22 protein-coding genes are annotated in these 23,789 nt (G+C 59.0%); 10 read left to right on the top strand and 12 right to left on the bottom strand.

Going from position 1 to position 23,789, the window contains the following annotated elements; all coding sequences use genetic code 11:
- Positions 1-48: 48 nt before the first annotated feature.
- Together AB7M22_RS29980 and AB7M22_RS29975 are read right to left on the bottom strand one after the other, a co-directional pair.
- Positions 49-354 carry a DMT family transporter gene (locus tag AB7M22_RS29980; RefSeq protein ID WP_007903452.1) on the bottom strand — a complete coding sequence of 102 codons (306 nt, stop codon included), beginning with the start codon at positions 352-354 and terminating at the stop codon, positions 49-51.
- Positions 355-993, bottom strand: a complete 639-nt coding sequence (locus AB7M22_RS29975) for an FMN-dependent NADH-azoreductase (protein ID WP_454188662.1) — start codon at positions 991-993, stop codon at positions 355-357.
- Positions 994-1,114: 121 nt separating this feature from the next.
- Between AB7M22_RS29975 and AB7M22_RS29970 the strand changes: the two genes are divergently transcribed.
- Positions 1,115-2,056, top strand: coding sequence for a LysR substrate-binding domain-containing protein (locus AB7M22_RS29970; protein WP_454188661.1), 942 nt, complete (start codon positions 1,115-1,117; stop codon positions 2,054-2,056).
- Between the two features lie 204 nt (positions 2,057-2,260).
- Here AB7M22_RS29970 and AB7M22_RS29965 read toward each other — a convergent pair whose 3' ends face one another.
- Positions 2,261-4,336: an AsmA family protein gene (locus tag AB7M22_RS29965; protein ID WP_454188660.1), complete on the bottom strand. Its 2,076-nt coding sequence runs from the start codon at positions 4,334-4,336 to the stop codon at positions 2,261-2,263.
- Between the two features lie 386 nt (positions 4,337-4,722).
- Here AB7M22_RS29965 and AB7M22_RS29960 point away from each other — a divergent pair, with 386 nt between their 5' ends.
- The 7 genes from AB7M22_RS29960 (at position 4,723) to AB7M22_RS29930 (ending at position 9,997) form a co-directional block, all read left to right on the top strand.
- Complete coding sequence (locus tag AB7M22_RS29960; RefSeq protein ID WP_454188659.1) at positions 4,723-5,193, top strand: hypothetical protein; 471 nt, start codon at positions 4,723-4,725, stop codon at positions 5,191-5,193.
- Positions 5,194-5,349: 156 nt separating this feature from the next.
- Positions 5,350-5,982 (top strand): TetR family transcriptional regulator, encoded by a 633-nt coding sequence (locus AB7M22_RS29955; RefSeq protein WP_008009759.1) that lies wholly within the window; start codon positions 5,350-5,352, stop codon positions 5,980-5,982.
- Between the two features lie 246 nt (positions 5,983-6,228).
- Positions 6,229-6,729, top strand: a complete 501-nt coding sequence (gene ureE / locus AB7M22_RS29950; protein ID WP_007902732.1) for an urease accessory protein UreE — start codon at positions 6,229-6,231, stop codon at positions 6,727-6,729.
- Entirely contained in the window at positions 6,726-7,400 is a 675-nt protein-coding gene (locus AB7M22_RS29945) for an urease accessory protein UreF (protein WP_454188658.1), read from the top strand. Before ureE ends, AB7M22_RS29945 begins: the two co-directional genes overlap by 4 nt.
- A gap of 37 nt (positions 7,401-7,437) precedes the next feature.
- Positions 7,438-8,052 (top strand): urease accessory protein UreG, encoded by a 615-nt coding sequence (gene ureG / locus AB7M22_RS29940; protein ID WP_038360437.1) that lies wholly within the window; start codon positions 7,438-7,440, stop codon positions 8,050-8,052.
- Positions 8,053-8,080: 28 nt separating this feature from the next.
- On the top strand, positions 8,081-8,653 hold the full coding sequence (locus tag AB7M22_RS29935; RefSeq protein ID WP_454188657.1) for a HupE/UreJ family protein: 573 nt from the start codon (positions 8,081-8,083) through the stop codon (positions 8,651-8,653).
- A gap of 216 nt (positions 8,654-8,869) precedes the next feature.
- On the top strand, positions 8,870-9,997 hold the full coding sequence (locus AB7M22_RS29930) for an AGE family epimerase/isomerase (RefSeq protein ID WP_454188656.1): 1,128 nt from the start codon (positions 8,870-8,872) through the stop codon (positions 9,995-9,997).
- Between the two features lie 120 nt (positions 9,998-10,117).
- Here AB7M22_RS29930 and AB7M22_RS29925 read toward each other — a convergent pair whose 3' ends face one another.
- The 8 genes from AB7M22_RS29925 to amaB form a co-directional block, all read right to left on the bottom strand.
- On the bottom strand, positions 10,118-10,879 hold the full coding sequence (locus AB7M22_RS29925) for an SDR family oxidoreductase (RefSeq protein ID WP_095634036.1): 762 nt from the start codon (positions 10,877-10,879) through the stop codon (positions 10,118-10,120).
- 840 nt (positions 10,880-11,719) lie between these two features.
- Positions 11,720-12,436 carry an ABC transporter ATP-binding protein gene (locus tag AB7M22_RS29920; RefSeq protein ID WP_429431935.1) on the bottom strand — a complete coding sequence of 239 codons (717 nt, stop codon included), beginning with the start codon at positions 12,434-12,436 and terminating at the stop codon, positions 11,720-11,722.
- Positions 12,433-13,305 (bottom strand): ABC transporter ATP-binding protein, encoded by an 873-nt coding sequence (locus tag AB7M22_RS29915; protein ID WP_454188655.1) that lies wholly within the window; start codon positions 13,303-13,305, stop codon positions 12,433-12,435. Before AB7M22_RS29915 ends, AB7M22_RS29920 begins: the two co-directional genes overlap by 4 nt.
- The gene (gene livM, locus AB7M22_RS29910; RefSeq protein WP_454188654.1) at positions 13,302-14,585 is read right to left on the bottom strand and encodes a high-affinity branched-chain amino acid ABC transporter permease LivM; all 1,284 of its coding nucleotides are present in this window, start codon (positions 14,583-14,585) and stop codon (positions 13,302-13,304) included. The genes AB7M22_RS29915 and livM overlap by 4 nt, the downstream gene beginning before the upstream one ends.
- A gap of 3 nt (positions 14,586-14,588) precedes the next feature.
- The gene (locus AB7M22_RS29905) at positions 14,589-15,503 is read right to left on the bottom strand and encodes an ABC transporter permease subunit (RefSeq protein ID WP_111449241.1); all 915 of its coding nucleotides are present in this window, start codon (positions 15,501-15,503) and stop codon (positions 14,589-14,591) included.
- Between the two features lie 167 nt (positions 15,504-15,670).
- Positions 15,671-16,804 (bottom strand): ABC transporter substrate-binding protein, encoded by a 1,134-nt coding sequence (locus AB7M22_RS29900; RefSeq protein WP_454188653.1) that lies wholly within the window; start codon positions 16,802-16,804, stop codon positions 15,671-15,673.
- Between the two features lie 364 nt (positions 16,805-17,168).
- Positions 17,169-18,452, bottom strand: a complete 1,284-nt coding sequence (amaA, locus tag AB7M22_RS29895) for an L-pipecolate oxidase (protein ID WP_454188652.1) — start codon at positions 18,450-18,452, stop codon at positions 17,169-17,171.
- 140 nt (positions 18,453-18,592) lie between these two features.
- Positions 18,593-20,083 carry an L-piperidine-6-carboxylate dehydrogenase gene (gene amaB / locus AB7M22_RS29890; protein ID WP_008009780.1) on the bottom strand — a complete coding sequence of 497 codons (1,491 nt, stop codon included), beginning with the start codon at positions 20,081-20,083 and terminating at the stop codon, positions 18,593-18,595.
- A 184-nt stretch (positions 20,084-20,267) separates the two neighbouring features.
- Here amaB and AB7M22_RS29885 point away from each other — a divergent pair, with 184 nt between their 5' ends.
- Positions 20,268-21,179 carry a LysR family transcriptional regulator gene (locus AB7M22_RS29885; protein ID WP_454188651.1) on the top strand — a complete coding sequence of 304 codons (912 nt, stop codon included), beginning with the start codon at positions 20,268-20,270 and terminating at the stop codon, positions 21,177-21,179.
- Positions 21,180-21,289: 110 nt separating this feature from the next.
- On the opposite strand, the gene AB7M22_RS29880 is transcribed toward AB7M22_RS29885, so the two are convergent.
- Positions 21,290-22,099, bottom strand: a complete 810-nt coding sequence (locus AB7M22_RS29880; protein ID WP_454188650.1) for a helix-turn-helix domain-containing protein — start codon at positions 22,097-22,099, stop codon at positions 21,290-21,292.
- Positions 22,100-22,273: 174 nt separating this feature from the next.
- Between AB7M22_RS29880 and AB7M22_RS29875 the strand changes: the two genes are divergently transcribed.
- A complete protein-coding gene (locus AB7M22_RS29875) occupies positions 22,274-23,731 on the top strand; it encodes an alanine/glycine:cation symporter family protein (protein WP_454188649.1) in 1,458 nt (485 codons plus the stop codon).
- Positions 23,732-23,789: the final 58 nt, after the last annotated feature.

Raw genomic sequence — 23,789 nt, 5'->3', positions numbered from 1 at the left:
AGCATCGCCACCCAAGATGACAACTCAACGACCAGTCTATGACATCGCTTACTTCAACCCCACCACGCCGGCCACAATCAGCCCGACCGACACCAGCTTGAGCGCGGTCAGGCTTTCGCCCAGCAGCGCAAAGCCGAGAAACACCGTGCCCAGTGAACCGATGGCGGTCCAGATCGGGTAGGCGATGCTCACCGGCAATTCGCGCATGGCCAGGGTCAGGAAGTAAATCCCGCCCACCGCGGCCACCACCGTAATCACCGAGGGCCAGAGCCGGGTGAAGCCTTCGGCGTACTTCATGCCCATGGCGAAGGTGACCTCGAACCCGGCGGCGATCAGCAAGAACAGCCAGGCCATCTAGAACTCCCTGGCCAGCGTCAGCAAACGCTGCTCGGCCTCGGCCACGGACACCTGGAAAGTGCGTTCGGCAGACTCTTCGCCCTCGGCGGCAACGACCGTGACGTCGGTGATGCCAATGAACCCCAGTGCCGTGCGCAAAAACGGGTCTGCATGGTTCATCGCCTCAAGTTCACCACCGGGGCCGAAGCCAAACCCGCCGCGACTGGTGACGATCAACGCCTTCTTGCCCCGCACCAGCGGTTCGTACTGAGCGACGCCGTTGTCCAGGGTGTGATTGAACGTCAGCCCGAGCCGCACAATCTGGTCGATCCAGGCCTTGAGTCCGCTGGGCACGCTGAAGTTGTACATCGGGGTGGAAATCACCAACAGCTCATGGCCGAGCAACTCCCCCACCAATTCATCGCTGAGTGCCAGGTCGGCCTGCATCGACAGCGGTCGCGCGTCAGGTTCGGGATGAAAAGCGGCCGCCACAAAGGCTTCGTTGACGGGAGGAATCAACGTCCGACCGACTTCACGGCGAGTCAGCTGCGACTGCGGGTTGCGACCCTGCCAGGCGGAAAGAAACACCTCGGCCAAACGCCGCGAATGAGAACGGTCGCCACGGGGGCTGGCGTGAATGGCAAGAATTCTGTTCATCTGAATCTCCTGAAGGCTAAACTCAAACTGCTTGTGGCTTGCAGCTTGAAGCTGGCCGCCGTGCCTCTTCAAATGAACAAAAATCAGTTTGGATGAATCCATTTCATCCATGGAGTTGTAAATGTTTGCCTCGTTGCCGCTGACCGCCCTGCGTGCCTTCGAATCCGCCTCGCGCCTGTTGAGTTTCAAGGCCGCCGCCGAAGAACTCTCCGTGACGCCGACGGCGGTTTCCCATCAGATCCGCTCCCTGGAAAACTGGCTCGGCGTGCCGTTGTTCGAACGACTGCCACGGCAGGTGCGCCTTACCGAGTGTGGCGAACGACTGTTCCGCAGCCTGCACGGCGCCCTGCTCGAAGTGGCGCAAAGCGTCGATACCTTGCGCCCGCAACGCAGCGGCACGAACCTGACGATTTCCACCACCGCCGCCTTCGCGGCCCTCTGGCTGGTACCTCGGCTGGGACGCTTTTACGCCCGACATCCGAACATCAGCCTGCGCCTGGACACTCACTGCGAAGTCATCGATTTACATCAGGACGCCAGCGTCGATCTGGCGGTGCGTTACAGCCTCGACGATTACCCGAACCTTTATGGTTTGTGCCTGTTCGACGAATCCTTCGGGGTCTATGGCTCGCCTGAACAAGTGGCCCTGGCGGCCAGTCGGGTACCGACCCTGATCAGCGTGCACTGGCACAACTCCAAGCTGTACGCCCATGGCTGGGAGGCCTGGTGTGCGCAGTCCGGCGAAACCTGGCTGACCGAACAACCTGCGGTGCGCGAATACGACGAAGAGCATTACGCCCTGCAAGCTGCCATTGCCGGGCAAGGCCTGGTGCTGGCGAGCAATATCCTGGTGTCGGAGAGTGTGGCCAGCGGCTTGCTGCTGCCTTATCGGGGGGACATTCAGGTCGACGGGGCCGGATACAGCGCGCTGTGCGTACCGGGCCGTGAACGGCATCCGCCGGTGCGGGCGTTTTTTGCGTGGTTGCAGGAGGAAGCCCGGTTGTCTGGTCTATTGCCAAGATCGCAGCCTGCGGCGGCTCCGGCAGAACGCATTCCAATGTAGGCGCATCGAAGACATCCTGGCCTGGGACGTAGAGCATGCCGATGACATGGCCGATATTCTGAAAGATCTGTAGCGACTATTGAACCGCCTTCGCGGGCAAGCCTCGCTCCTACAGGTTTTGTGTCGCATGCCGACAATGGGCACGACGCAAAACCCGTAGGAGCGAGGCTTGCCCGCGAAGGCGTCATAACAGACGCCAACGGATTACCGGGTGGGCTTGACCGTCACCGGCGCCTTGCCCGCCTTCATCTGCTCCAGCAACGGCGCACACTGATTCGGCTCGCCAGCGCTGGGCGCTATCAGCGCCAGCAAGCCCGCCGCCGGTGCGGCAATCACACCCAGCGCAACCATCCCGGCCCCGCGCAGCATTAACGGCACCGGCTTCACGCCGGCATCCGGCTTGATGAACTTGCCCCGCACATACAGCGGCGAACGCAACGAAATCAAGCGCCAGCCCTTGGATTCCGGGGAGATGGTCAGGTCCAGTTGCTCAGTCGCCATGTTCGCCGTGCCGTCGACGTAGACGATCGCATTTTCGGTATCGAAGACGAACAGCCGCGTGGTCGCCAAACCGCTCTTGATATCGAAATCGGCCGCCGCGCAATTGATCTTCACTTCCTTGTCGCCAAAGATCTTGCCCACCACATAGTTGCCGACGTTGAGCCCCGCCAACTCCATCAACTCACGACTAATAGCGCCGTCATTGATCAGCAGCTTCAAATTGCCGTCGGCAGTGCCCAGCAGTTTGGCCACCGAGTTGCCCCGCCCAGTAAGGTCGGCGTCGCCATTGAGCTCACCGAAACTGGTTTTCATCCGCTCCAGGGTGGGGAACAGCTGTTTGAGCTTGAACTTGCGCGCGGTCAGTTTGGCCCGGCCTTCCAAAGGCTCGGCGCGCCCGTTCAGACGAATCTGCGCATCCAGATTTCCGCCAGCCACGCCGAAACGCAGGGGCTCGAGGCTGAGCACGCCATCAGTCAGTACCACATGGGTGTAGAGATCGTTGAATGGCAGTTTTGCGCTGTGGACAATGCGTTTGCCGGTGAATTCCACATCAGCGTCCATGTCGCGCCAACGTTCAGTCCTGAACTCCTCGACCGGTAGCAGCTTGTCTGCCGGCTGTTTGCTTTCACCGCCGCGGGCCTCTTGCTTGGCGTTGGAATCGGCACCGATCAATGGGGCCAGGTCGGTAAACAGCAATTGATTGGACTCCAGCGCTCCGCTGAGTTTGGGCCTCGGCTGGCTCGCCACGTAGGTCAGGTTGCCATGGATGTCGCTCTCGCCGATCTTGCCGTTGAACGCCTCATAGCGGTACACCGCCCCGCCCGACTCATGCAGCTTGGCGATCAAATGCCCGTCGGTGGCGTACGGCGGGGTATCCGGGAGCGTTACGCCGATCAGTGGATACAGATTGCCCAGGCTGGCACCGGCCAGTTTCAGGCGCAAATCCAGGGCGCCGAGGTTCAATGGATCAGTGAGCGTGCCGGCCAGCTCGACGCTGGTGTCGGCGATCTTCACCTGGGCCTGAAGCGGGAACGGCCTGGTGGCGTCCTGCAATGCCAGCAAGCCGCCGGTCTTGCCTTGACCCGCGAGATTCTGGCCGTGGTATTGGCCTTTGACCTTCAGTGCGAATGCGTAATCCTGGGGCGAACCGCCCTTTTCAACCGCTTTTTTGGCCGCTTTGTCTCCGACAATGTCGCTGAACGGAATCGGTTTTCCCAACGGATCGATGAGCAGATCAAGCTGAGTCTTCAGCTTCTGGTCGTCGAGCGTGACGTGGCCCTTGTCGAAGCCGATGGCACCGATGTCCAGCACCCAGTTCGAAGGCTCGGCGCTCGGGTCTTTGGGGTCGAACTTGAACGTCCAGTTGGCGCGACCGTCGGCCAGACGCTGCAGGTCGGCATTGGGTTCGCTCAAGTCGATACGCGGGATCACCACCCGCTGCGCCAGCAAGGCCAGCGGCGAAATGCGCAGTTCAACGCGTTTGAGGGTGGCCATCTGCGGTTGCTTCGACCAGTCCGGGTTGCCCAGGCTCAGGTCCTCAGCCACCACATGTGGCCACGGCACCCAGGCCCGCCAACCGCCCTCATCAGACTCGCGCTGCCAGACCACCGCAAGGTTGCCATTGATGGCGAACGGACGATGCAGCTCTTCGGACACTTTGGCGTTCAGGGGCGGTTTGATCCGGTTCCAATCGAAGAACGCGATGATCAGCACCAGGACGGCCAGCAGGACAACGAGGCTGGCGAAGGTCCAGGCAAGAATTTTACGAGTGCGCGTCATTGCACAGGGCTCCTGAATACGACTGAGCGCCCTGACTGCGACGCACTGATGAAACGTTAGGCCAGAACCGGCCTGCCATGACATCTAGGACTGGAAAATGGCGCGCAGGTTTAACCCAATAGGCACTTAACACTCAAATAATCGGCCGGGGACACCCTGCTGCTCATCCGGCGTTACCGCACCCGCACTTTTGCGAGGCGAGAGTGGGTTGAAAATACCCACCTCAGTGCAAAAACGATCGCCGGAAACGCCCGTTCTAGAGCGCCGCGGCCGAACAATCAATTCTGTTGATTATTACCATTGCGTTTATGAACTTTTGTATCGACTTATCGAGAGTAGCATTGCCCTCGTACCCACTTTATCGCCCTCCCAAGGAGCAACCCATCATGAAACGCGAATTACTGCTTAGCCTGACCCTCTCGATGTTAGCCAGCACCGCTTTTGCTTTGCCGGCTGCTGATCAGGCCACTCCACAAGTCAAAGACAGCCACTCGGTGTTCAGCCAGACCGTTGCCGCTGATGGTTCCGACCGCACTCCACAAGGTCAGACCCTGGCCGAAGGTGGTAATGATCGCCTGAAAGAAAAAGGCCTGATCACTCAAGATGGCTCGGATCGCACTCCACAAGGTCAAACCCTGGCTGCTGACGGTTCCGACCGCACTCCACAAGGTCAAACCCTGGCCGCTGACGGTTCCAGCCGCACTCCACAAGGCCAAACCCTGGCTGCTGACGGTTCCGACCGCACTCCACAAGGCCAAACCCTGGCTGCTGACGGTTCCGATCGCACTCCACAAGGTCAAACCCTGGCTGAAGGTGGTGGTGACCGTGTGATCGAACGCAACAGCGCTGTGAGCTAAGCCCATGGCGGCCCCGAAAAAAAGCCCAATCCCCGGATTGGGCTTTTGACTTTATAGAAGCTGCATTTCCCCGCGTGATCTCCCGATAGTCGTTCGACGCCAGCGAAGCCGATTTGCTAGAGTGCGCCGCTGTCCTGTCCAGAAAACACCCTTGCGATGCTGCCCCGCGCCGAACAGAAACAACAGACCCGCAACGCCCTGATGGACGCTGCCCGCCACTTGATGGAAAGCGGCCGAGGATTCGGCAGCCTGAGCCTGCGCGAAGTGACCAGAACCGCCGGGATCGTACCCACCGGTTTCTACCGGCATTTCGCCGACATGGATGAGCTGGGCCTGGTGCTGGTGAGCGAAGTCGGTCAGACCTTCCGTGAAACCATCCGCCTGGTGCGCCATAACGAGTTCGTCATGGGTGGCATCATCGACGCCTCGGTGCGGATCTTTCTCGACGTGGTTACCGCCAATCGCTCGCAGTTCCTGTTTCTTGCCCGCGAGCAGTACGGCGGCTCACTACCAGTGCGCCAGGCCATTGGCCGCTTGCGCGAAGACATCAGCTCGGACCTGGCGGCGGACTTGTCGCTGATGCCGAAACTGCAGCATCTGGACATTGCTGGGTTGAGCGTCATGGCTGATCTGATCGTCAAAAGCGTGTTCGCGACACTGCCCGACATTATTGATCCTCCGGCCGAGGCGCTACCCGAGCATTTGACACCGCAGGCGAAAATCACGCAGCAGTTGCGCTTCATCTTCATCGGCCTGAAACACTGGCAAGGCCTCGGCAGCACCGAGTAAATACACACCCCTGTGGGAGCGAGCCTGCTCGCGATAGCTTCGCCACAGTCAACACTTGATGTGACTGATACTCCGCCATCGCGAGCAGGCTCGCTCCCACATTGGTGCGCGAAAACTCCACATGCACCAACATGATCCAAAATTCTGAAACATCCACTCCGCTCCGACAGGCATTTCCTACGCATCACCCGATTGGCAAGCCCCTTGCTCTATCCCTGAGCATTGTCCATTGCTGGAAGCCTTCCGATGCTGGTGATTCATCGCAGAATCGACCCTCAACCCGTCTGGGCCGCCGAGTTGCACCTGACCTTCGAAGCCCGGAGCAAAAGCCGCTTGCGCTGTTTCAGTGCCGAGGGCGAAGACGTCGGGTTGTTTTTGGAGCGCGGCCAGCCGCCCCTGTATGACGGCGAATGCCTGCAAGCCGAAGACGGGCGCGTGGTTCGCGTCTGTGCTCGCCCCGAACAACTGCTACACGTCACCTGCGCCAACGCTTTCGAACTGACCCGCGCCGCCTATCACCTGGGCAACCGCCATGTGGCCCTGCAGGTCGGCGATGGCTGGTTGCGCCTGCTCGACGATTACGTGCTCAAGGCCATGCTCGAGCAACTGGGCGCCAACGCCGAGAACATCGAAGCGCCGTTCCAGCCGGAACATGGTGCCTACGGCGGCGGCCATCACCATTCGCGGCATGGGGACGAGGATTTCAACTACCCGCCGAAACTGCACCAGTTCGGCGTGCGCTTATGAACCCGGCCTGGGCGCTGCTGCGTCTGGCCAGCCCACAGCTGCCGATTGGCGGCTACAGCTATTCCCAGGGTTTGGAGATGGCTGTGGATAACGGCCGCGTGGACGATCCCGACAGCGCGCGGCACTGGATCAGCGATCAGTTGCTGCTGAACCTGGCGCGTTTCGAAGCGCCGCTACTGCTCGCCCATTGCACGGCTGCGGCCGAAGAAAACTGGGCCGAACTGCTGCAACGCTGCGAAGAACATCGCGCCAGCCGGGAAACCCGTGAGCTGCATCAGGAAAGCCGGCAGATGGGCTATTCGTTGAAGCAACTGCTCAACGGTTTACCGGAACTGGATGCGCCGGCCCGGGCCTTTCTCGACCAATGCCCTGAACCACACCTGGCCCTTGGCTGGGCGCTGGCGGCCCGCGCGTGGCAAATCAGCCCGCAAGATGCGCTGGCCGCCTGGCTCTGGAGCTGGCTCGAAAACCAATTGGCAGTACTGATGAAAACCCTGCCTCTGGGCCAGCAAACCGCACAGCGCCTGACCAGTGAACTGCTGCCGCTGCTGCAACAGGCGCAGCAAGACGCCACCCGAATCAACCCCGAGCACTCTGGCAGCGCCGCTTTCGGCCTGTCCCTGGCGTGCATGGCCCATGAGCGCCAGTACAGCCGTCTGTTCCGTTCCTAGGGCCTGTTATTTTGGGCCTTTTATTTTGGAGAACCACATGAACACACAACCTCTGCGCGTCGGCATTGGCGGCCCGGTCGGTTCCGGCAAAACCGCCCTGACCCTGGCCCTGTGCCTGGCCCTGCGTGACCGCTACAACCTGGCTGTCGTGACCAACGACATCTACACCCGCGAAGACGCCGACTTCCTGGTGCGCAACGAAGCCCTGGCGCCCGAACGGATCATCGGCGTGGAAACCGGCGGCTGCCCGCACACCGCGATCCGCGAAGACGCCTCGATCAACCTCGAAGCCGTGGATCAGTTGAACCGGCGCTTCCCGGGGCTGGACCTGATCCTGGTGGAGTCCGGCGGTGACAACCTTTCGGCAACCTTCAGCCCGGAACTGTCCGACCTGACCATTTACGTGATCGACGTCTCGGCCGGCGACAAGCTGCCGCGCAAGGGCGGGCCGGGGATCTGCAAATCCGATTTGCTGGTGATCAACAAGATCGACCTCGCGCCGCTGGTAGGCGCCTCGCTAGAGATGATGGACAGCGACACCCAACGCATGCGCAACGGCAAACCGTTCGTCTTCAGCAACCAGAAAACCGGCCAGGGTCTGGAAGCAATCATTGCCTTCATCGAACGCCAGGGCTTGCTGACTGCGGCCTGATCACACTTATCAACAAGGAAGCTTATCCATGACACTGAAACGCATTCTGGGCGCCATGGCCCTGCTGCTGACCCCGGCCATCGCCTTTGCACATCCGGGCCACGGCGATAATGGCTTGATGGCCGGCATCAGCCACCCGATCGGTGGCCTCGATCACTTGCTGGCAATGGTTGCCGTGGGGTTGTGGGCTGCGCAGCAGAAAGGTCCTGCACGCTGGGCGCTGCCGTGTACGTTCGTGGGCACTATGCTGATCGGCGGCCTGCTGGGTTTTGAAGGGCTGAACCTGCCTGCGCTGGAAAGCGGGATTGCCGCATCGGTATTGGCGTTGGGCCTGGCGGTGGCTTTGGCGGTGCGTCCGCCGTTGAGCCTGGCGGTGGTTGCGACTGCGTTGTTCGCGCTGTTTCATGGCGTGGCGCATGGGCTGGAATTGCCGGAGATGTCGAGCCCTTGGGCGTATGCGGCTGGGTTTGTGGTGGCGACGGCAGCTTTGCATGCAGTGGGTTATGCGGTGGTTCGCATCTTGCCTCAGGCCGCCGCACCATTGGTTCGATTGGCGGGTGCGGCTTCGGCGGCGACTGGGGTGTGGTTGCTGGCGGGTTGATTCTCTAGCGCCTGAACCGGCCTCATCGCGGGCAAGTCGGATCGCCGCACCGCCGCTCCCACAGGATGTTCGCCGCCAGCACAGATCGTGTGAATACCGATGATCCCTGTGGGAGCGGGCTTGCCCGCGATAGCGTCCGATCAGACACCGCCTCTCTCAAGCCTGCCTCTCTGCTACCATGTCGCGCAATCGCCCCTGCCGTGACGACGCCAGCCAATGCCGCATGTTTCCCGCTCTGCTTCCCAGCCTGAATTGACCGCTCTGTTCGCCTCGGTGCAACAGCACTTCCAGGACGTGATCGTGCCGCTCTGGCAAGGCCCCGGCTGGAATGCCGACATGGCATTGCCGTATGAAGCGCTGGACGCCGAGCATCAGCCGCTGCCACCGCAGCGCTATCGGGCCATGGCTTGCGCGCGGCAGCTGTACCTGTTTTCCAGCCTGATCGGCCAAGTGCCTCAGGCCGAAGAACGGGCGGCGGCGCTGTTCCGCTCCTTGCAACAGCATTTCCACGATGCCGAGCATGGCGGCTGGTTCTACAGCATCGACCCGCAAGGTGCGCCGCTGGATCAGCGCAAAGACCTCTACACCCACGCCTTCATCCTGTTCGCCTGCGCCCATTACTGGGACAAGGTTCGCGAACCGCTGGTGGAGTCGGTGCTCAACGCCACGCTGGAAGTGTTGGCGCAGCGCTTCGCCACAGGCGACGGCCTGTACGAAGCGAGCCTGGACCGTGATTGGTCCTCGCTCAACTCCGGGCCGCTGCAAAATCCATTGATGCATTTGGCCGAAGCCTTCCTCGCCATCCTTTCGGTGCGCGAGGACGTTGCTGTGCAGAGTGCGCTTGTCGAGTTATGCACAGCCATGCAAAAGCGCTTCATCGACCCGCAACACGCGGTGCTGATGGAAAAGCCGCTTGGGGCTGTGGATAACTGGTTCGAGCCAGGCCATCAGTTCGAATGGTATTTCCTGCTGGAGTCCTCACCGTTGCTGCGCGGCTCCAGACTGCATGCGTCGCTGGACCACGCCTTTACGCTGACTGAGCAAATGGGTGTGGATCAGCACACAGGTGCTGTGCGCGCGATGCTGGAACTGGACGACCATCCTCGTGATGCAACCCAACGCATCTGGGCCCAGGCTGAATACCTGCGCGCCCTGACTTTGCGCCCGGGCAGCGAAGCCTCTGTGCAGCGCCAGTTGCAGGCGCTGCAACAGCGCTTTTTGCATGCGGGCGGCTGGTATGAGTGTCGCGATGAGCAGGGCGAAGTGAGCCGCAAGGACATGCCTTCGACTACGCCTTATCACTTGGCGACCTGCTATCGCGGGTTGGCCGAGTATCTTCGCTGACTGAGAGATAGCCATCGCGGGCAAGCCTCGCTCCTACAGGTTATGTGTCGTTCGTAGAATCGTGATTCAACACAAAACCTGTAGGAGCGAGGCTTGCCCGCGAACAGCCGTTACTTGGCCTTACGCCTTACGCTCAATCGCAAACCCGCTCCAGGTCTGGCTCACCGGCATCAGCTCAAGGCTGTTGATGTTGATGTGGGCCGGTGCGTTGAGCACCCAGAAAATGGTCTCGGCGATGTCTTGTGGCTGGATCGGCTCAGCGCCGGCGTAAGTGGCGTTGTAACGCTCTTGGTCACCAGCGAAACGCACCAGCGAGAACTCGCTCTCGCACAGGCCCGGCTCGATATTGCTGACCCGCACGCCAGTCCCTTGCAGGTCACAGCGCAGGTTCAGGGAGAACTGTTTGACGAACGCCTTGCTCGCGCCATACACGTGGCTGCCCGGGTACGGGTAGTTGCCGGCGATGGAACCGAGGTTGACGATGCTGGCGCCACGACCGTGAGCGATCAAACGCGGCAACAACAGGCGAGTGCTGTACATCAGGCCTTTGATGTTGGTGTCGACCATGGTGTCCCAATCATCAAGATCGCACTTGGGAGCCGGGTCCACGCCCAAGGCCAGGCCGGCGTTGTTGATCAGCCCGCGCAGTTTGGCGAAGGACGGCGGCAGGTTGGCAATCGCCTCCTCCATGGCCTTGCGATCCCGTACGTCGAGCACCAGGCCATGGACCTCGGTCTGCTTCGACAACTCGGCGCACAGGGCATTGAGGCGCTCTTCACGACGACCTGTCAGCACCAGTTTCCAGCCGGCTTCCGCAAAACGACGGGCACAGGCTTCACCAAAACCGGAGGTCGCGCCGGTAATAAACAGGGTGTTGGACATCGTGTTCTCCTTGCTTCGGCTGATCGACAGCCCTTGGAATAGAAAATCAGTTGCCAGCATGCCCGGCCTTGTCCACAGCGGCAACCATCGCAGAAACCGTACAAAAAACGATCAACACCGGCAACGCCATATGCGCTGTGGCTTGCAGCCATGTACGCGCACCTTATCCACAGGCCGGTCCACAGTTTCCGGGGGCAAGTGCAAAAGCTGCAAGCCGCTGCCCACAAGGCTTTGCGGGCAGATTAGAAAGTTTTTTGCTTGACCCTCAGGTGCCTGCTGTGTACCCCCGGGCAATTTGCACGACCGGGCTGTCAAACCGACGATGGCTCCAAGCCAGTAACTACGGCCCTCAGCCGACTCTTTCCAGAGTTTAACCACAGACTTATCCACAGGCTTGTCCACCTCGATTCATACCTGGGTTGCCCCTAACAAAAAGGTTGACAAAGACGGCTCGAGGTCCAGCAAAAACTCCTGATCAAAAAACAACCACATCGCTGCAAGCCACGAATTCAAAGGCTTGCAGCCAGCTACTCCCACGTTATTCACAGCCAGCTCCACAGCAAACGGGGACAAGTCAAAACCGTGACAAAACAGTAGTTTGCAGCGGCTTTATGTCGCGCTTTGAGAGGTCGTGAATATTGTTTTCCACAATTTCCCAAAAGCACACACCGCCCATGTGGGAGCGAGCCTGCTCGCGATAGCGGTGGGTCAATGAAAAGCATATCGACTGACACTCCGCTATCGCGAGCAGGCTCGCTCCCACAAGGGATTGTTGGCACTTTAGATATGTAAAAAAGCCCCGGCGATTGCTCGTCGGGGCTCGTTGTTGCAACGCAGAACTCAGTGGCCGCCGAGGTAGGCGTTACGCACCTCATCGTTCACCAGCAGCTCCTTGCCGGTGCCGCTGAGGCGGATCTCGCCGTTGACCATCACGTAGGCCCGGTCCGACAGCTTGAGGGCGTGGTTAGCGTTCTGCTCCACCAGGAAGATGGTCATACCGGTGCTGGCCAGTTCCCGCAGGGTCGCGAAGATCTGTTTCACCACAATCGGCGCCAGACCCAGGCTCGGTTCATCGAGCAGCAACAGCTTCGGCCGACTCATGAGCGCCCGGGCGATGGCGAGCATTTGTTGCTCGCCGCCGGACATGGTCATGGCGCGTTGGGTACGCCGCTCTTCGAGCCGTGGAAACAACTCGAACATACGCTGCATGTCTTCCTTGGCGTACTTGTCACCGATTGGAATCGTACCCATCAACAGGTTTTCCTCGACGGTCATGTCAGGGAACACCCGCCGGCCTTCCGGCGATTGAGCAATACCGTTGGACGCGATGTAGTGGGACGACTTGTGGGTGATATCCACACCCTGATAGATGATTTGCCCGTCAGCTGCCCGCGGCTGGCCGAAGATCGACATCAGCAGGGTCGATTTGCCGGCGCCGTTGGAGCCGATCAGGCTGACGGTTTCACCTTCATTGATGTGCAACGAGACTTTCTTCAGGGCCTGGATCGGCCCGTAGAACACGTCCAGATCCTTGAGCTCGAGGATGGGTTTACTCATACCACTTCCTCTTCTTCGGCGCCCAGGTAGGCAGCAATCACTTTCGGATCGTGTCGAATCGCTTCAGGCCCACCCTCGGCGATGACAACGCCGTGGTCCAGCACCACGATGTGGTCGGAAATGCTCATTACCATGCCCATGTCGTGTTCGATCAGCACCACGGTCAGATCATGCTCGTCGCGCAGCAGCCGGATCATCGCGCTCAGCGCTTCGGTTTCCTGAGGGTTGAGGCCGGCGGCCGGTTCGTCGAGGCAGATGATCTGCGGCCGGGTACACATGGCCCGGGCGATCTCCAGACGGCGTTGCTGACCGTAGGACAGCTCACCGGCCAGGCGGTTGGCGCAGTCCACCAGATCCACCACTTCCAGCCAGTAGAACGCATGGTCCAGCGCATCGCTTTCGGCCTTGCGGTAACCCTTGGTGTTGAGGATGCCGGCCAGCATGCCGCGGTTGACCCACATATGCTGGGCCACCAGCAGGTTTTCCAGCACCGACATTTCCCTGAACAGGCGAATGTTCTGGAAAGTCCGCGCCAGACCGGCACGGTTGATCAGGTGCGTGCCGCCGAACATCTTGTAGCGGAGTCGGCTGATAAAGCTTTTGGGCGAAACGAAATCGACAGCCTTGAACGGTTCCCCGAGCATTTTGATGACGTCGGTTTTCACACCGCGGGTGTTGAGTTCGATATGCCCGCCGGACGCCTTGTAGAACCCGGTCAAGCAGTTGAACACGGTGGTCTTGCCGGCGCCGTTGGGGCCGATCAGGGCGAAGATCGAGTTGCGCTTGACCTTCAGGCTGACATCGTTCAGCGCCTTGATGCCGCCAAAGTGCATCATCAGTTTGTCTACCGAGAGTACGACTTCGCTCATGGCGCTACTCCTTTACGCGGGGTCACACCGGTACGGCTGATCCGAATCAGGCCGCGCGGTCGCCAAATCATCATCAACACCATCAGTACGCCGAACAACAGCACGCGGTATTCAGCGAAGCCGCGCAGCAGTTCCGGGGCGACGGTCAGCACGAAGGCCGCAATCACTACGCCGATGGTCGAGCCCATGCCGCCAAGGACGACGATGGCGAGGATCAGGGCCGATTCGAAGAAAGTGAACGAGGTCGGGTTGACGAAGCCTTGATAGGTGGCGAAAAACACACCGGCCAGCCCGGCCGTCGACGCACCGATGGTGAACGCCGAGAGCTTGACCAGTACGTGGTTCAGGCCCATGGAACGACAGGCGATTTCGTCTTCACGCAAGGCTTCCCAGGCGCGACCGACCGGCATGCGGGTCAAGCGGTGCTTGATATGCAGCACGGCCAGTACCACCAGGAACAACACCGCGTAGATGAAGTAATACTTCACGTCCGGGTTATAGGCGATGCCGAAAAACTCATGGAACGGCACCCCGCCCTCTTTCGCCCGTTTGCCGAACTCAAGGCCGAAGAAGGTTGGCAACGGAGCCGCCATACCATTCGGGCCGCCGGTCAGGGACAGCCAGTTATTGAGGATCAACCGGATGATTTCACCAAAACCCAGGGTCACGATCGCCAGGTAGTCACCGTGCAGGCGCAGTACCGGGAAACCGAGGATGCAACCGGCGAGGCCAGCGGTGATCGCCGCCAGTGGCAACACCGTCCAGAAACCCAGACCGAGGTATTGATAACCGAGCGCCAGGCCGTAGGCACCGATGGCGTAGAACGCCACGTAACCCAGGTCGAGCAGCCCGGCCAGACCGACCACGATGTTCAGGCCCAGACCCAGCAACACATAGATCAGCCCGAGAATGACCACGCCCAACAGATAAGAGTTGGAGAAAAACGGGAACACCACGGCGATGACAATCACCAGCGGCACGATCCAGCGCAACCGGGACTTGTAATCAGGCGGCAGTACATGAACCCCGGAGCCGGTGCTTTCAAAGCCTTCGAGAATTCTCAGGCCCTTGGAGGTTTGCAGGAACAGGCTCAGGGCAAAACGGCCCGCCATTACGATGGCGACAATCCACGCCACACGGGTCGGTTGCAAGTCAAAGCCGTAGCCATCGAGGACTATGCCAACAATCGGGCCGAACACAATCAGGGCGACAAGGCCGGCAAGAATCGCGTCAACCAGGCTTCTTTTGATATCAATGGTTTTTTTAGTGGTTGAAGACATCGCTTACACCTTCGACACAAGAGGACGGCCGAGCAGGCCTTGGGGCCGAAAGACCAGAACGAGAACGAGCAGCGAGAAGCTGAAAACGTCTTTGTAATCCGAGTTCACCAGACCCGAGAACAGTGACTCGGAGATCCCGAGAATGATCCCGCCGAGCATGGCGCCAGGCAGCGAGCCGATGCCGCCGAGTACCGCTGCGGTGAACGCTTTGATCCCGATGACGAAGCCGGCGTAGAAGTCGAATGTGCCGTAGTTCATGGTGATCAGCACGCCGGCCAGGGCCGCCATCGCTGCACCGATGATGAACACGTAGGAAATCACCCGGTCGGTGTTGATCCCGAGGATCGAGGCCATCTTGCGGTCTTGCTGGGTGGCGCGGCACATGCGGCCGAGCTTGGTGTACTTGATGACATAGGTCAGCAGGCCCATCCCGACGAACGCGGCAACCAGAATGAAGATCTTGGTGTAGGTGAGCTGGACGAAGCCGCTCCCGACTTCAACTCGCCATGCACCAGTCAGCAGTGTCGGCACGCCCTGTTGACGGGCGCCTTGGGCAATCTGTGCATAGTTTTGCAGGATCAGAGAAATACCGATGGCGCTGATCAGCGGTGCCAGTCGGGTGGAGTTGCGCAGCGGTTTGTAGGCGACGCGCTCGATGACCCAGCCATACACCGCCGTGACGATGATGGTGAAGACCAGTGTGCCAAGCATCAGCAGGGGGAAGGATTCAATACCGAAGTATGCCAGCAGAGCCAGACTGATCGCCGCGAGGTAAGCAGAGATCATGTAAACCTCGCCATGGGCGAAGTTGATCATGCCGATGATGCCATAGACCATTGTGTAGCCGATGGCGATCAGGCCGTAGACCGACCCGAGGGTCAGGCCGTTGACCAGTTGCTGCAGGAAAATACCATCCATAACGCAATCTCACGCATTTGAGAGACTGCACAGAAGCCGGGTGCGACGGACCGGGGTTCAGCCGCCGACGCAACACGGTTGTGTGCAGCTCTACGAGAAAAGACAGGTACTGCACGGACATGTTCTTGATTGCCCGACACACAAGGCGTCGGGCTGATCAGGTCATATCACTTCTGTTTTTCCAGTTGGTGGTACTTGCCGTCCTTGTCCCATTGGTAAACCACGTAGTCGGAGACTTTCAGGTCGCCCTTGGCGTCCCAGGTCTTCTCGCCCATGACGGTCTTGACCGGGTTTTTCTTCAACCAGGCAGCTGCGTCTTCGCCCTTGTTGGACTTGGCGCCGTTGAAAGCTGCAGCCAGGGTCTGAACCGAAGCGTAGGCATACAAGGTGTAGCCTTCAGGCTCGGTGCCTTTTTTGCGGAACTCGTCCACTACCGTCTTGCTGTCTGGCAGCAGGCGTGGGTCGGCGCCGAAGGTCATGTACACGCCATCAACGTTCTGCGGGCCACCGGCGGTGGTCACCAGTTCGTCGGTCACGATGCCGTCATCGGACATGAACTTGACGTCTTTGAGGCCCTGCTCACGCAGTTGACGAACCAGTGGACCGGCTTCCGGGTGCAGGCCGCCGAAATAGACCACATCGGCACCGGCCGCACGGATCTTGGTTACCACGGCGCTGAAGTCTTTCTCGCCACGGGTCAGGCCTTCATACAGCACTGGCGTCACGCCGCGCTTGACCAGTTGAGCCTTGGTAGCATCCGCCAGACCTTGACCGTAGGTGTCCTTGTCGTGCAGGACCACCACTTTCTTGCCCTTGAGCACGTCGACGATGTAGTCGCCGGCCACGATGCCTTGCTGGTCGTCACGCCCGCACATACGGAACATGGCACTCAGGCCGCGCTCGGTAACAGCCGGGTTAGTGGAACCCGGGGTGATCGCGATGATGCCCGCTTCGTCGTAGATCTCGGAGGCCGGAATGGTCGACGAGGAGCAGAAGTGACCAACTACGCCAGCGACTTTCTGGTTGGTCAGGTCCTTGGCGACCGTCACAGCCTGTTTCGGTTCGCAGGCGTCATCGCCTTTGACCAGTACGATTTTTTCCCCGTTTACACCGCCAGCGGCGTTGACCGCATCAGCGGCTGCCTGTGCACCCTTCATGTACTGCTCGCCAAATGCCGCGTTGGCGCCCGTCATTGGACCCGCTACGCCGATCTTGATGTCAGCCTGAGCAAACGCAGAAACACCCAACGCAGTTGCCACTGCGAGGGCCAGAAAGCCTTTCTTGTAAAACGTCTGGGACATGAGGTGGTGCTCCAAGGTTTTTTTTAGTTGGCACTGCGACTTCACTGAATGCTCAGAGCAAGGGCCGTGCCATTGGTTTTTTATTCTTGAAAAAGTCGCTGCCTTGTTGGTATTTCGACTGTTTCGGGCCCATTTTCATTGGGCGTGCAACCGTCTAAACCGCGGTAGGTGAAACCATTTATCTTTAAAGGCGCAACCCGCACGCGCCATCATTGCAACCGCAGCGCCAAACGATGTGCAACCAGCCTGTAACAGCCCGCGTCACCGAACTGCACACTGCTGGTGCGCAAACTGCTACAACCCGCACCATTACAGGCTAGCCGCTTCGCTGAAAAGCGCCGCTTCCAGCAACATATTTCAACAATCAGATCACGATCCGCAGGCACTGGCCCGCGTGATACAGCGAAAATCCGGCCTCATACAAGCAGCTTCTCAGCCCGACACCCGCCAATGGCTGCATGGGCGCGAAGGGAATCGGCAAGGCCTGAGGATTTCCGTTACACAAATAGTCGGCAAAGGCTTTGCCGACGACTGTGCCGGTGGTCACCCCTCGACCGTTGTAACCGGTGACGGCCACCAGACCCGGCGCCGGCTCGAACAGGCGCATCAAATGATCGGGGGTGAAAGCGATGCAACCGGTCCAGGTGCACTCCCACTCCACCGGTTTGAGGTACGGGAAGTAATGCTGCTGAACCCGGTCGGCCCAGGCTTTAAGGAACCAGGTCGGTTTCTGGTTGCCATTACCGAGACTGCCGAGTAACAAACGCCCTTCGGCATCGCGACGGATACTGCTGAGCACCTGCCGGGTGTCCCAGGAACCCTGCCCTCCGGGCAGAATCCGTTGCGCGGCGTCTTCGGTCAGCGGCACCGAGGCCACTTGATAGTAATAACCGGGGAAAAAGTTGCGCCGCAGTTCCGTCCAGTCGCCTTCGGTATAGGCGTTGGAGGCGATGACCACCTGCTCGGCCAGCACCGAACCCTGAGCGGTTTGCACCGACCAGCGCTGACCCTGACGTTCGAGTCGGGTGACCGGGGAATGATCGAACAGCTGACCGCCGAGGCTGATTGCCGCGTTGGCCAGCCCCGTGGTGTAGGCCATCGGGTTGATCGTACCGGCACGCCGATCGAGCAAAGCGGCGGCGATCTTTTTTGTGCCCGTGGCTTGTTCGCAGGCTTGACCGGTCAACAGTTCCACCGGTGCGCCGCGACGTTTCCATTGTTCTTCGCGACTGCGCAGATCCGCCTCGCCACGTGCGTTGTGCGCCATGTGCAGCGTGCCTTCGCGGCGTAACTGGCAGTCGATGTTGTACTTATCCACAAGGCTGAACACCAGGGACGGTGCCGCACCGAGCATGCGATTGAGCTGACTGCCGACCGCCTCGCCAAAACCGGCTTCGATCTCGTCCGGTGGAATCCACATCCCGGCGTTGACCAGCCCGACGTTACGCCCCGAACCGCCATGACCGGCGCGATGGGCTTCCAGCACACAGACACTTTTACCTTGTTCCAGCAGATGCACCGCCGCCGACAGGCCGGTGAAACCGGCACCGATGACGCAGACATCCACCGTCACCTCGCCCTTGAGGGCCGCGTTGTCGGGCCTTTGCGGCGTCAGTTTTTCCCACAGACACTCTTCGCGTAACGGCATTGCCAGACTCCAATCCGAAACCTAACAAACAACAAGCAAAAGCTTCGCGGGCAAGCCTCGCTCCTACAGGTTTTGTGTTGTCCGCGATTTGCGAGACAACACAAAACCTGTAGGAGCGAGGCTTGCCCGCGAAGGGGCCGTCAGTCGAACGTAATCCCCTGAGCCAACGGCAACTCCAGCGAATAGTTCACGGTATTGGTCTGACGACGCATGTACCCGCGCCATGCATCCGAACCGGACTCACGACCACCGCCCGTCTCCTTCTCGCCGCCAAACGCACCGCCAATCTCCGCGCCGCTCGGGCCGATGTTGACGTTGGCGATGCCGCAATCACTGCCCACCGCCGACATGAACCGCTCGGCTTCACGCACGTCGGTGGTGAAGATGCACGACGACAGGCCTTGTGGCACGGCGTTGTTCAGGCGCAATGCCTCTTCGAAATCGTTGTAACCGATCACGTACAGAATTGGCGCGAAGGTTTCGCTGCACACCACATCGCTCTGCTCCGGCATTTCGACGATGGCCGGCGAAACGTAGTAAGCGTTGGGGAATTTGTCTTCGAGCTGACGCTCGCCGCCGAACACCCGGCCGCCTTCGCTCAAGGCCTGCTCCAGCGCGTCCTGCATGTTTTCGAAGCTGTGTTTGTCGATCAGCGGACCGACCAGATTTCCTTCCAGCGGATGGCCGATGCGCACCTTGGAGTAAGCGGCTTTGAGGCGGGTGATGATTTCTTCCTTCACCGACTCATGGGCGATCAGGCGACGCAACGTGGTGCAACGCTGACCGGCGGTGCCGACGGCGCTGAATAGAATCGCCCGTACGGCCATATCCAGATCGGCGCTCGGGCCGAGGATCATCGCGTTGTTACCGCCCAGCTCCAGAATACTGCGGGCGAAACGCGCAGCGATTTTCGGCGCCACTTCACGGCCCATGCGGGTGCTGCCGGTGGCACTGACCAGCGCGACACGCGGGTCATCGACCAAGGCTTCGCCAGCATCGCGACCACCGATGATCACTTGGCTCAGGTGCGGCGGGGCATCGCTGAAATTCTTCAGGACGCGGTCGAACAGCGCTTGGCAAGCCAACGCGGTGAGCGGGGTTTTCTCCGACGGTTTCCAGATCACCGGGTTACCGCAGACCAGCGCCAGCGTGGCATTCCAGGCCCAAACGGCGACCGGGAAGTTGAACGCACTGATCACGCCAACGATGCCCAGCGGATGCCAGGTTTCGCGCATGTGGTGGCCTGGACGCTCGGAGGCGATGGTCAAACCGTACAGCTGACGGGACAGACCGACCGCGAAGTCGCAGATGTCGATCATTTCCTGAACTTCACCCAAACCTTCCTGAGTGATCTTGCCGGCTTCCCAGGAAACCAGCTCACCGAGGTCGGCCTTGTACTCGCGCAAGATGTCGCCCAATTGGCGCACCAATTCGCCACGGCGCGGCGCCGGAACCTTGCGCCACAGTTCGAACGCATGATCTGCGCGACTGATGTGCTGCTCGACTTCAGCGGCGCCTTCCCAGTTCACGGCAGCGATACGGCTGCCATCGACAGGCGAATGCACCGGCACTTTGCCGTTCTGGTACAGGGCCGGGTTCACACCAAGACGATCAAGCAATGCGGCAACCATGGGTCACTCCTCAAGCAAAAAACAGAAAACGTGCAGCCGGATTAACTCGGCTGATCAGACCTGTAGTTTTAGCTCCCCGGAGGTTACCCAACAAACGACCTTTAAGAGAGATATCATTCCGTTTATTCATGCTGCGAATCTGCCGGTAAAAAAGAGCATAGAGAAACAAGAAAAAGGACCACCCATGCTGAATAAACGCTACTTGCCGTCGATCACCGCATTGCAGTGCTTCGAGGCCGTGACCCGGCACTTGAGCTTCACCCGTGCCGCCGAAGAGCTGAACCTGACGCAAAGCGCTGTGAGCAAACAGGTCGCGCAACTCGAAGAACTGTTGCAGCACCTGCTGTTCCGCCGGGTGCGCCGACGTCTGCAAATGACCCCCGCCGGCGATTTGTACTTGGTGGAAGTGCGAAAAATCCTCACCCAAGTCGAAATGTCCACCCATTACCTGCGCTCCTACGGTGGCGATACCGAAGTCTTGCGCGTCTCGACGCCTCCGACCTTCGGTGCGCGCTGGCTGGTGCCGCGCTTGAAAGGCTGGCGTCTGCGCCACCCCTCGATCCATCTGGATCTGTGCAGCGAGCAGGAAGCGGATGATCTGCTGCAAGGTCGCAGTGACCTGGCGTTCTACTTTGGCCAGGGCTCACGGCCCGGCACCGAATGCCTGAAATTGTTTGGCGAGGAACTGGTACCGGTCTGCGCGCCGGGCAGTCTGCCGGACACACCGTTCACCGACCCTACGCAACTCACCGACCTGGTCCTGCTGCAAAATGCTTCCCGGCCTCAGGCCTGGCACGACTGGTTCGACAGCCAGGGCTACCACACCGAACACAGCTACCACGGCCCGCGTTTCGAAACCTTCTACATGTGCATCCGCGCCGCCCAGGTCGGCTGCGGCGTGGCGCTGTTGCCACGGTTTCTGGTGGAAGAAGAATTGGCCGACGGCAAACTGGTCATTCCCTGGAAGCATGCGATGCCCAGCACCGACGCCTATTACCTGGCGTATCCGGAGCATTCGGCGGAAGTGCCCAAGGTGCGGGATTTTGTGAAATGGATGCTGGAGCAGATCGATAATCCGGATGCGCCGCACAATTGAGATATCACATGACTTCTGTGGCGAGGGGGCTTGTCGGAACGCCGCATCGCCCCGTTGGGTCGCGTAGCGGCCCTAAAACCGGCAACACGGTTATCAGACTCATCATGTCGTCACGCAATAACAAAGAGGCCATCTACGACTTTGGTTTGAGCGAGACGTCCGCGCAGGTCATCATCGATGGCGGGATCATCCATGCTGTACAGCCGTACCCTGCGATTGGCATTTGTTCGATTGATCTCCTGTCCGAGATACTCCCAAACAACCCTCGAACACGCAGGAGCACGATGGTCAGCTGCGGAAACGCCCATCTTCAAGCCATTGAGTCGAGTAATACAGCTTTTGAAGCTCGGGATAAGAATGGTTTGGCTAATCTCGTTGGACGTCAGCGATTCATAATCAATGAGGAACAAGCGATCCTGTAGGTAGTAGGCAACTCCCACGTATCGATATTGCTCAAACTCCCCATCCGGCCCAGCTATCTGTAAGCGTTCATTTCGCTCGTATACAAAATGCTGCCCCTCTTCGTATATGTGCACCAAGGAACACAGAATGGAACCCGGCTCTGTCATTGCGTGGTAGTACTCGTAGTAATAACCCGTATGAGCTTTTAGCTGTGACGAAGACTGTTGACGAAGGTGATCAAGCATCCGCTGCGGCGCCGTTACCTCGCTGGAAGGACTAATTCGTCTCGCTTTAACACCAATAAGAATGATGAACTGCTCTGTCGGCAGACCTATTTCGTATTCTTCGACTCCGAAAAAATCACAGATCCGTTTAAGGTTAAAAGGTGTCGGAAGGCTATTTCCGCACAGATATTTATTAAATTGCCCACGATTAATTCGAAGCTTCCTACAGACTTCCGCGACGGATCGGTAGTGACTACATAGCAGTCTTAAGTTAGCCGGAAGAAAATCACGCATACAAGCCTTCACAATAGTGCCAGAAGACTCAAACATAGCAGCAATTCGCATCACTTTTAACCAACTTGCGAAATTGCGCAGAACGATAGATGACTGGATATTACGGGACCTGAAAGCTTTCAGGACTCGCCACACCATCAATCCGCCAGCACTCTAAACAGCAAGGAGCTTTGAATGCTTGACGTCATCAATGACTTTCTCTCTGGAAAGGTTTTGATACCTTTAGTTCTTGGACTTGGAACCTACTTCACCATCCGGTCGCGATTTGTGCAGCTTCGCTACTTCGTACACATGTTTTCTGTATTACGAGGCAGCTCGCATACCGGCAACAACCATTTGAGCTCATTGCAGGCATTGACGCTCAGCCTGGCCGGACGGGTCGGAACCGGCAATATCGTTGGCGTCGGCATTGCCGTGAGCATGGGCGGCCCCGGTGCAGTGTTCTGGATGTGGATGACCGCTCTATTGGGGATGTCGAGTAGCTTTTTCGAATGCACACTGGGTCAACTCTACAAGCGCTGCGATGCAAACGGTCAATATCGTGGGGGCCCGTCCTGGTACATCCAGCATGGCCTGGGCAAACGCTGGCTCGGAACGATTGCCGCGCTCCTGCTTCTGGTCACCTTCGGCTTTGCTATTAACGGCCTGGAGTCTCATGCCGTATCGCATTCTCTCAACAATGCCTTTGGTTTATCGACGACATGGTCCGGACTCACACTGTCTTTGTTGCTGGGCATAGTGTTCGTGGGCGGTATAAAGCGCATCGCGGCGGTCGCCGATTTATTGGTTCCCCTTAAAGTCGTTGCCTATATCGGTGTAACGCTCTATGTGATCGTGTTGCAAATCGACCAGGTCCCAGGAGTGCTGCTCAGCATTGTCAAAAGTGCGTTCGGACTGGATCAGGCTTTTGGCGGGCTGGTGGGCAGTGCAATCATTATGGGGGTGAGGCGCGGAGTGTTCTCCAATGAAGCAGGACTGGGCAGTGCACCCAACGTCGCCTCTGCGGCAAAAATCGCCCATCCGATAGCTCAAGGCGTGGTGCAAGCGTTCAGTGTCTTCATCGATACCATCGTTATTTGCACGTGTACCGCGTTGATCATTTTACTTTCCGGTTTTTATGCTCCCGGTTTCGAAGGCGACGGCATTGCGTTGGCACAAAACTCGCTGGCTGAGGTAGTAGGCGATTGGGGCCGTATATTTATCAGCGTAGTGCTTGCCCTGTTTGTGTTCACGGCAATGCTCTACAACTACTATCTAGGAGAAAACAGTTTACGATTCATCTTCACAACGCCCCATAAATCATTAATTGCGTACCGCATAGCCGTATTGTTGCTGGTTTTTTGGGGCTCGGTTGAAGACCTTACCACGGTGCTCGCGTTTGCCGACATCACCATGACATTTTTGGCCTTGGTCAACCTTATTGCGATGACACTGCTATTCAAAGTCTGCATGCGAATCCTGGGCGACTATGATGAACAACGTCGTGCAGGAACAAAAAACCCGGTTTTTGACTCAAGCAAATTTAGCGATCTGGATCTCGATTTGATAGCTTGGCCGGCGGTAACAAATCCTCTCTCGTCGAAGAGCACTGTTTGTGCGAATCGGCCCGCAGCTAAAGCTCAGATCACATAAATCCCAATGAACGCTGAGCCATTGCACTTATGCGATGGTTCAGCAAATAAGCAATGCC

The sequence above is a fragment of the Pseudomonas sp. ADAK2 TE3594 genome (assembly GCF_053628675.1).
The sequence above is the reverse complement of the archived record's forward strand: the minus strand, read 5'-3'. Positions and strand labels throughout refer to the sequence as shown.

What these genes read in the sequence shown, in the direction of transcription:
- AB7M22_RS29945 (WP_454188658.1), top strand. Translation starts at nt 6,726, where the DNA reads ATGAACCCGGCCTGGGCGCTGCTGCGTCTGGCCAGCCCACAGCTGCCG.
- AB7M22_RS29905 (WP_111449241.1), bottom strand. Translation starts at nt 15,503, where the DNA reads ATGGATGGTATTTTCCTGCAGCAACTGGTCAACGGCCTGACCCTCGGG.
- amaB (WP_008009780.1), bottom strand. Translation starts at nt 20,083, where the DNA reads ATGGTTGCCGCATTGCTTGATCGTCTTGGTGTGAACCCGGCCCTGTAC.
- AB7M22_RS29885 (WP_454188651.1), top strand. Translation starts at nt 20,268, where the DNA reads ATGCTGAATAAACGCTACTTGCCGTCGATCACCGCATTGCAGTGCTTC.
- AB7M22_RS29880 (WP_454188650.1), bottom strand. Translation starts at nt 22,099, where the DNA reads ATGCGTGATTTTCTTCCGGCTAACTTAAGACTGCTATGTAGTCACTAC.
- AB7M22_RS29980 (WP_007903452.1), bottom strand. Translation starts at nt 354, where the DNA reads ATGGCCTGGCTGTTCTTGCTGATCGCCGCCGGGTTCGAGGTCACCTTC.
- AB7M22_RS29970 (WP_454188661.1), top strand. Translation starts at nt 1,115, where the DNA reads ATGTTTGCCTCGTTGCCGCTGACCGCCCTGCGTGCCTTCGAATCCGCC.
- amaA (WP_454188652.1), bottom strand. Translation starts at nt 18,452, where the DNA reads ATGCCGTTACGCGAAGAGTGTCTGTGGGAAAAACTGACGCCGCAAAGG.
- AB7M22_RS29930 (WP_454188656.1), top strand. Translation starts at nt 8,870, where the DNA reads ATGCCGCATGTTTCCCGCTCTGCTTCCCAGCCTGAATTGACCGCTCTG.
- AB7M22_RS29955 (WP_008009759.1), top strand. Translation starts at nt 5,350, where the DNA reads ATGCTGCCCCGCGCCGAACAGAAACAACAGACCCGCAACGCCCTGATG.
- ureE (WP_007902732.1), top strand. Translation starts at nt 6,229, where the DNA reads ATGCTGGTGATTCATCGCAGAATCGACCCTCAACCCGTCTGGGCCGCC.
- AB7M22_RS29920 (WP_429431935.1), bottom strand. Translation starts at nt 12,436, where the DNA reads ATGAGTAAACCCATCCTCGAGCTCAAGGATCTGGACGTGTTCTACGGG.
- AB7M22_RS29875 (WP_454188649.1), top strand. Translation starts at nt 22,274, where the DNA reads ATGCTTGACGTCATCAATGACTTTCTCTCTGGAAAGGTTTTGATACCT.
- AB7M22_RS29935 (WP_454188657.1), top strand. Translation starts at nt 8,081, where the DNA reads ATGACACTGAAACGCATTCTGGGCGCCATGGCCCTGCTGCTGACCCCG.
- AB7M22_RS29965 (WP_454188660.1), bottom strand. Translation starts at nt 4,336, where the DNA reads ATGACGCGCACTCGTAAAATTCTTGCCTGGACCTTCGCCAGCCTCGTT.
- ureG (WP_038360437.1), top strand. Translation starts at nt 7,438, where the DNA reads ATGAACACACAACCTCTGCGCGTCGGCATTGGCGGCCCGGTCGGTTCC.
- AB7M22_RS29925 (WP_095634036.1), bottom strand. Translation starts at nt 10,879, where the DNA reads ATGTCCAACACCCTGTTTATTACCGGCGCGACCTCCGGTTTTGGTGAA.
- AB7M22_RS29900 (WP_454188653.1), bottom strand. Translation starts at nt 16,804, where the DNA reads ATGTCCCAGACGTTTTACAAGAAAGGCTTTCTGGCCCTCGCAGTGGCA.
- AB7M22_RS29915 (WP_454188655.1), bottom strand. Translation starts at nt 13,305, where the DNA reads ATGAGCGAAGTCGTACTCTCGGTAGACAAACTGATGATGCACTTTGGC.
- AB7M22_RS29960 (WP_454188659.1), top strand. Translation starts at nt 4,723, where the DNA reads ATGAAACGCGAATTACTGCTTAGCCTGACCCTCTCGATGTTAGCCAGC.
- AB7M22_RS29975 (WP_454188662.1), bottom strand. Translation starts at nt 993, where the DNA reads ATGAACAGAATTCTTGCCATTCACGCCAGCCCCCGTGGCGACCGTTCT.
- livM (WP_454188654.1), bottom strand. Translation starts at nt 14,585, where the DNA reads ATGTCTTCAACCACTAAAAAAACCATTGATATCAAAAGAAGCCTGGTT.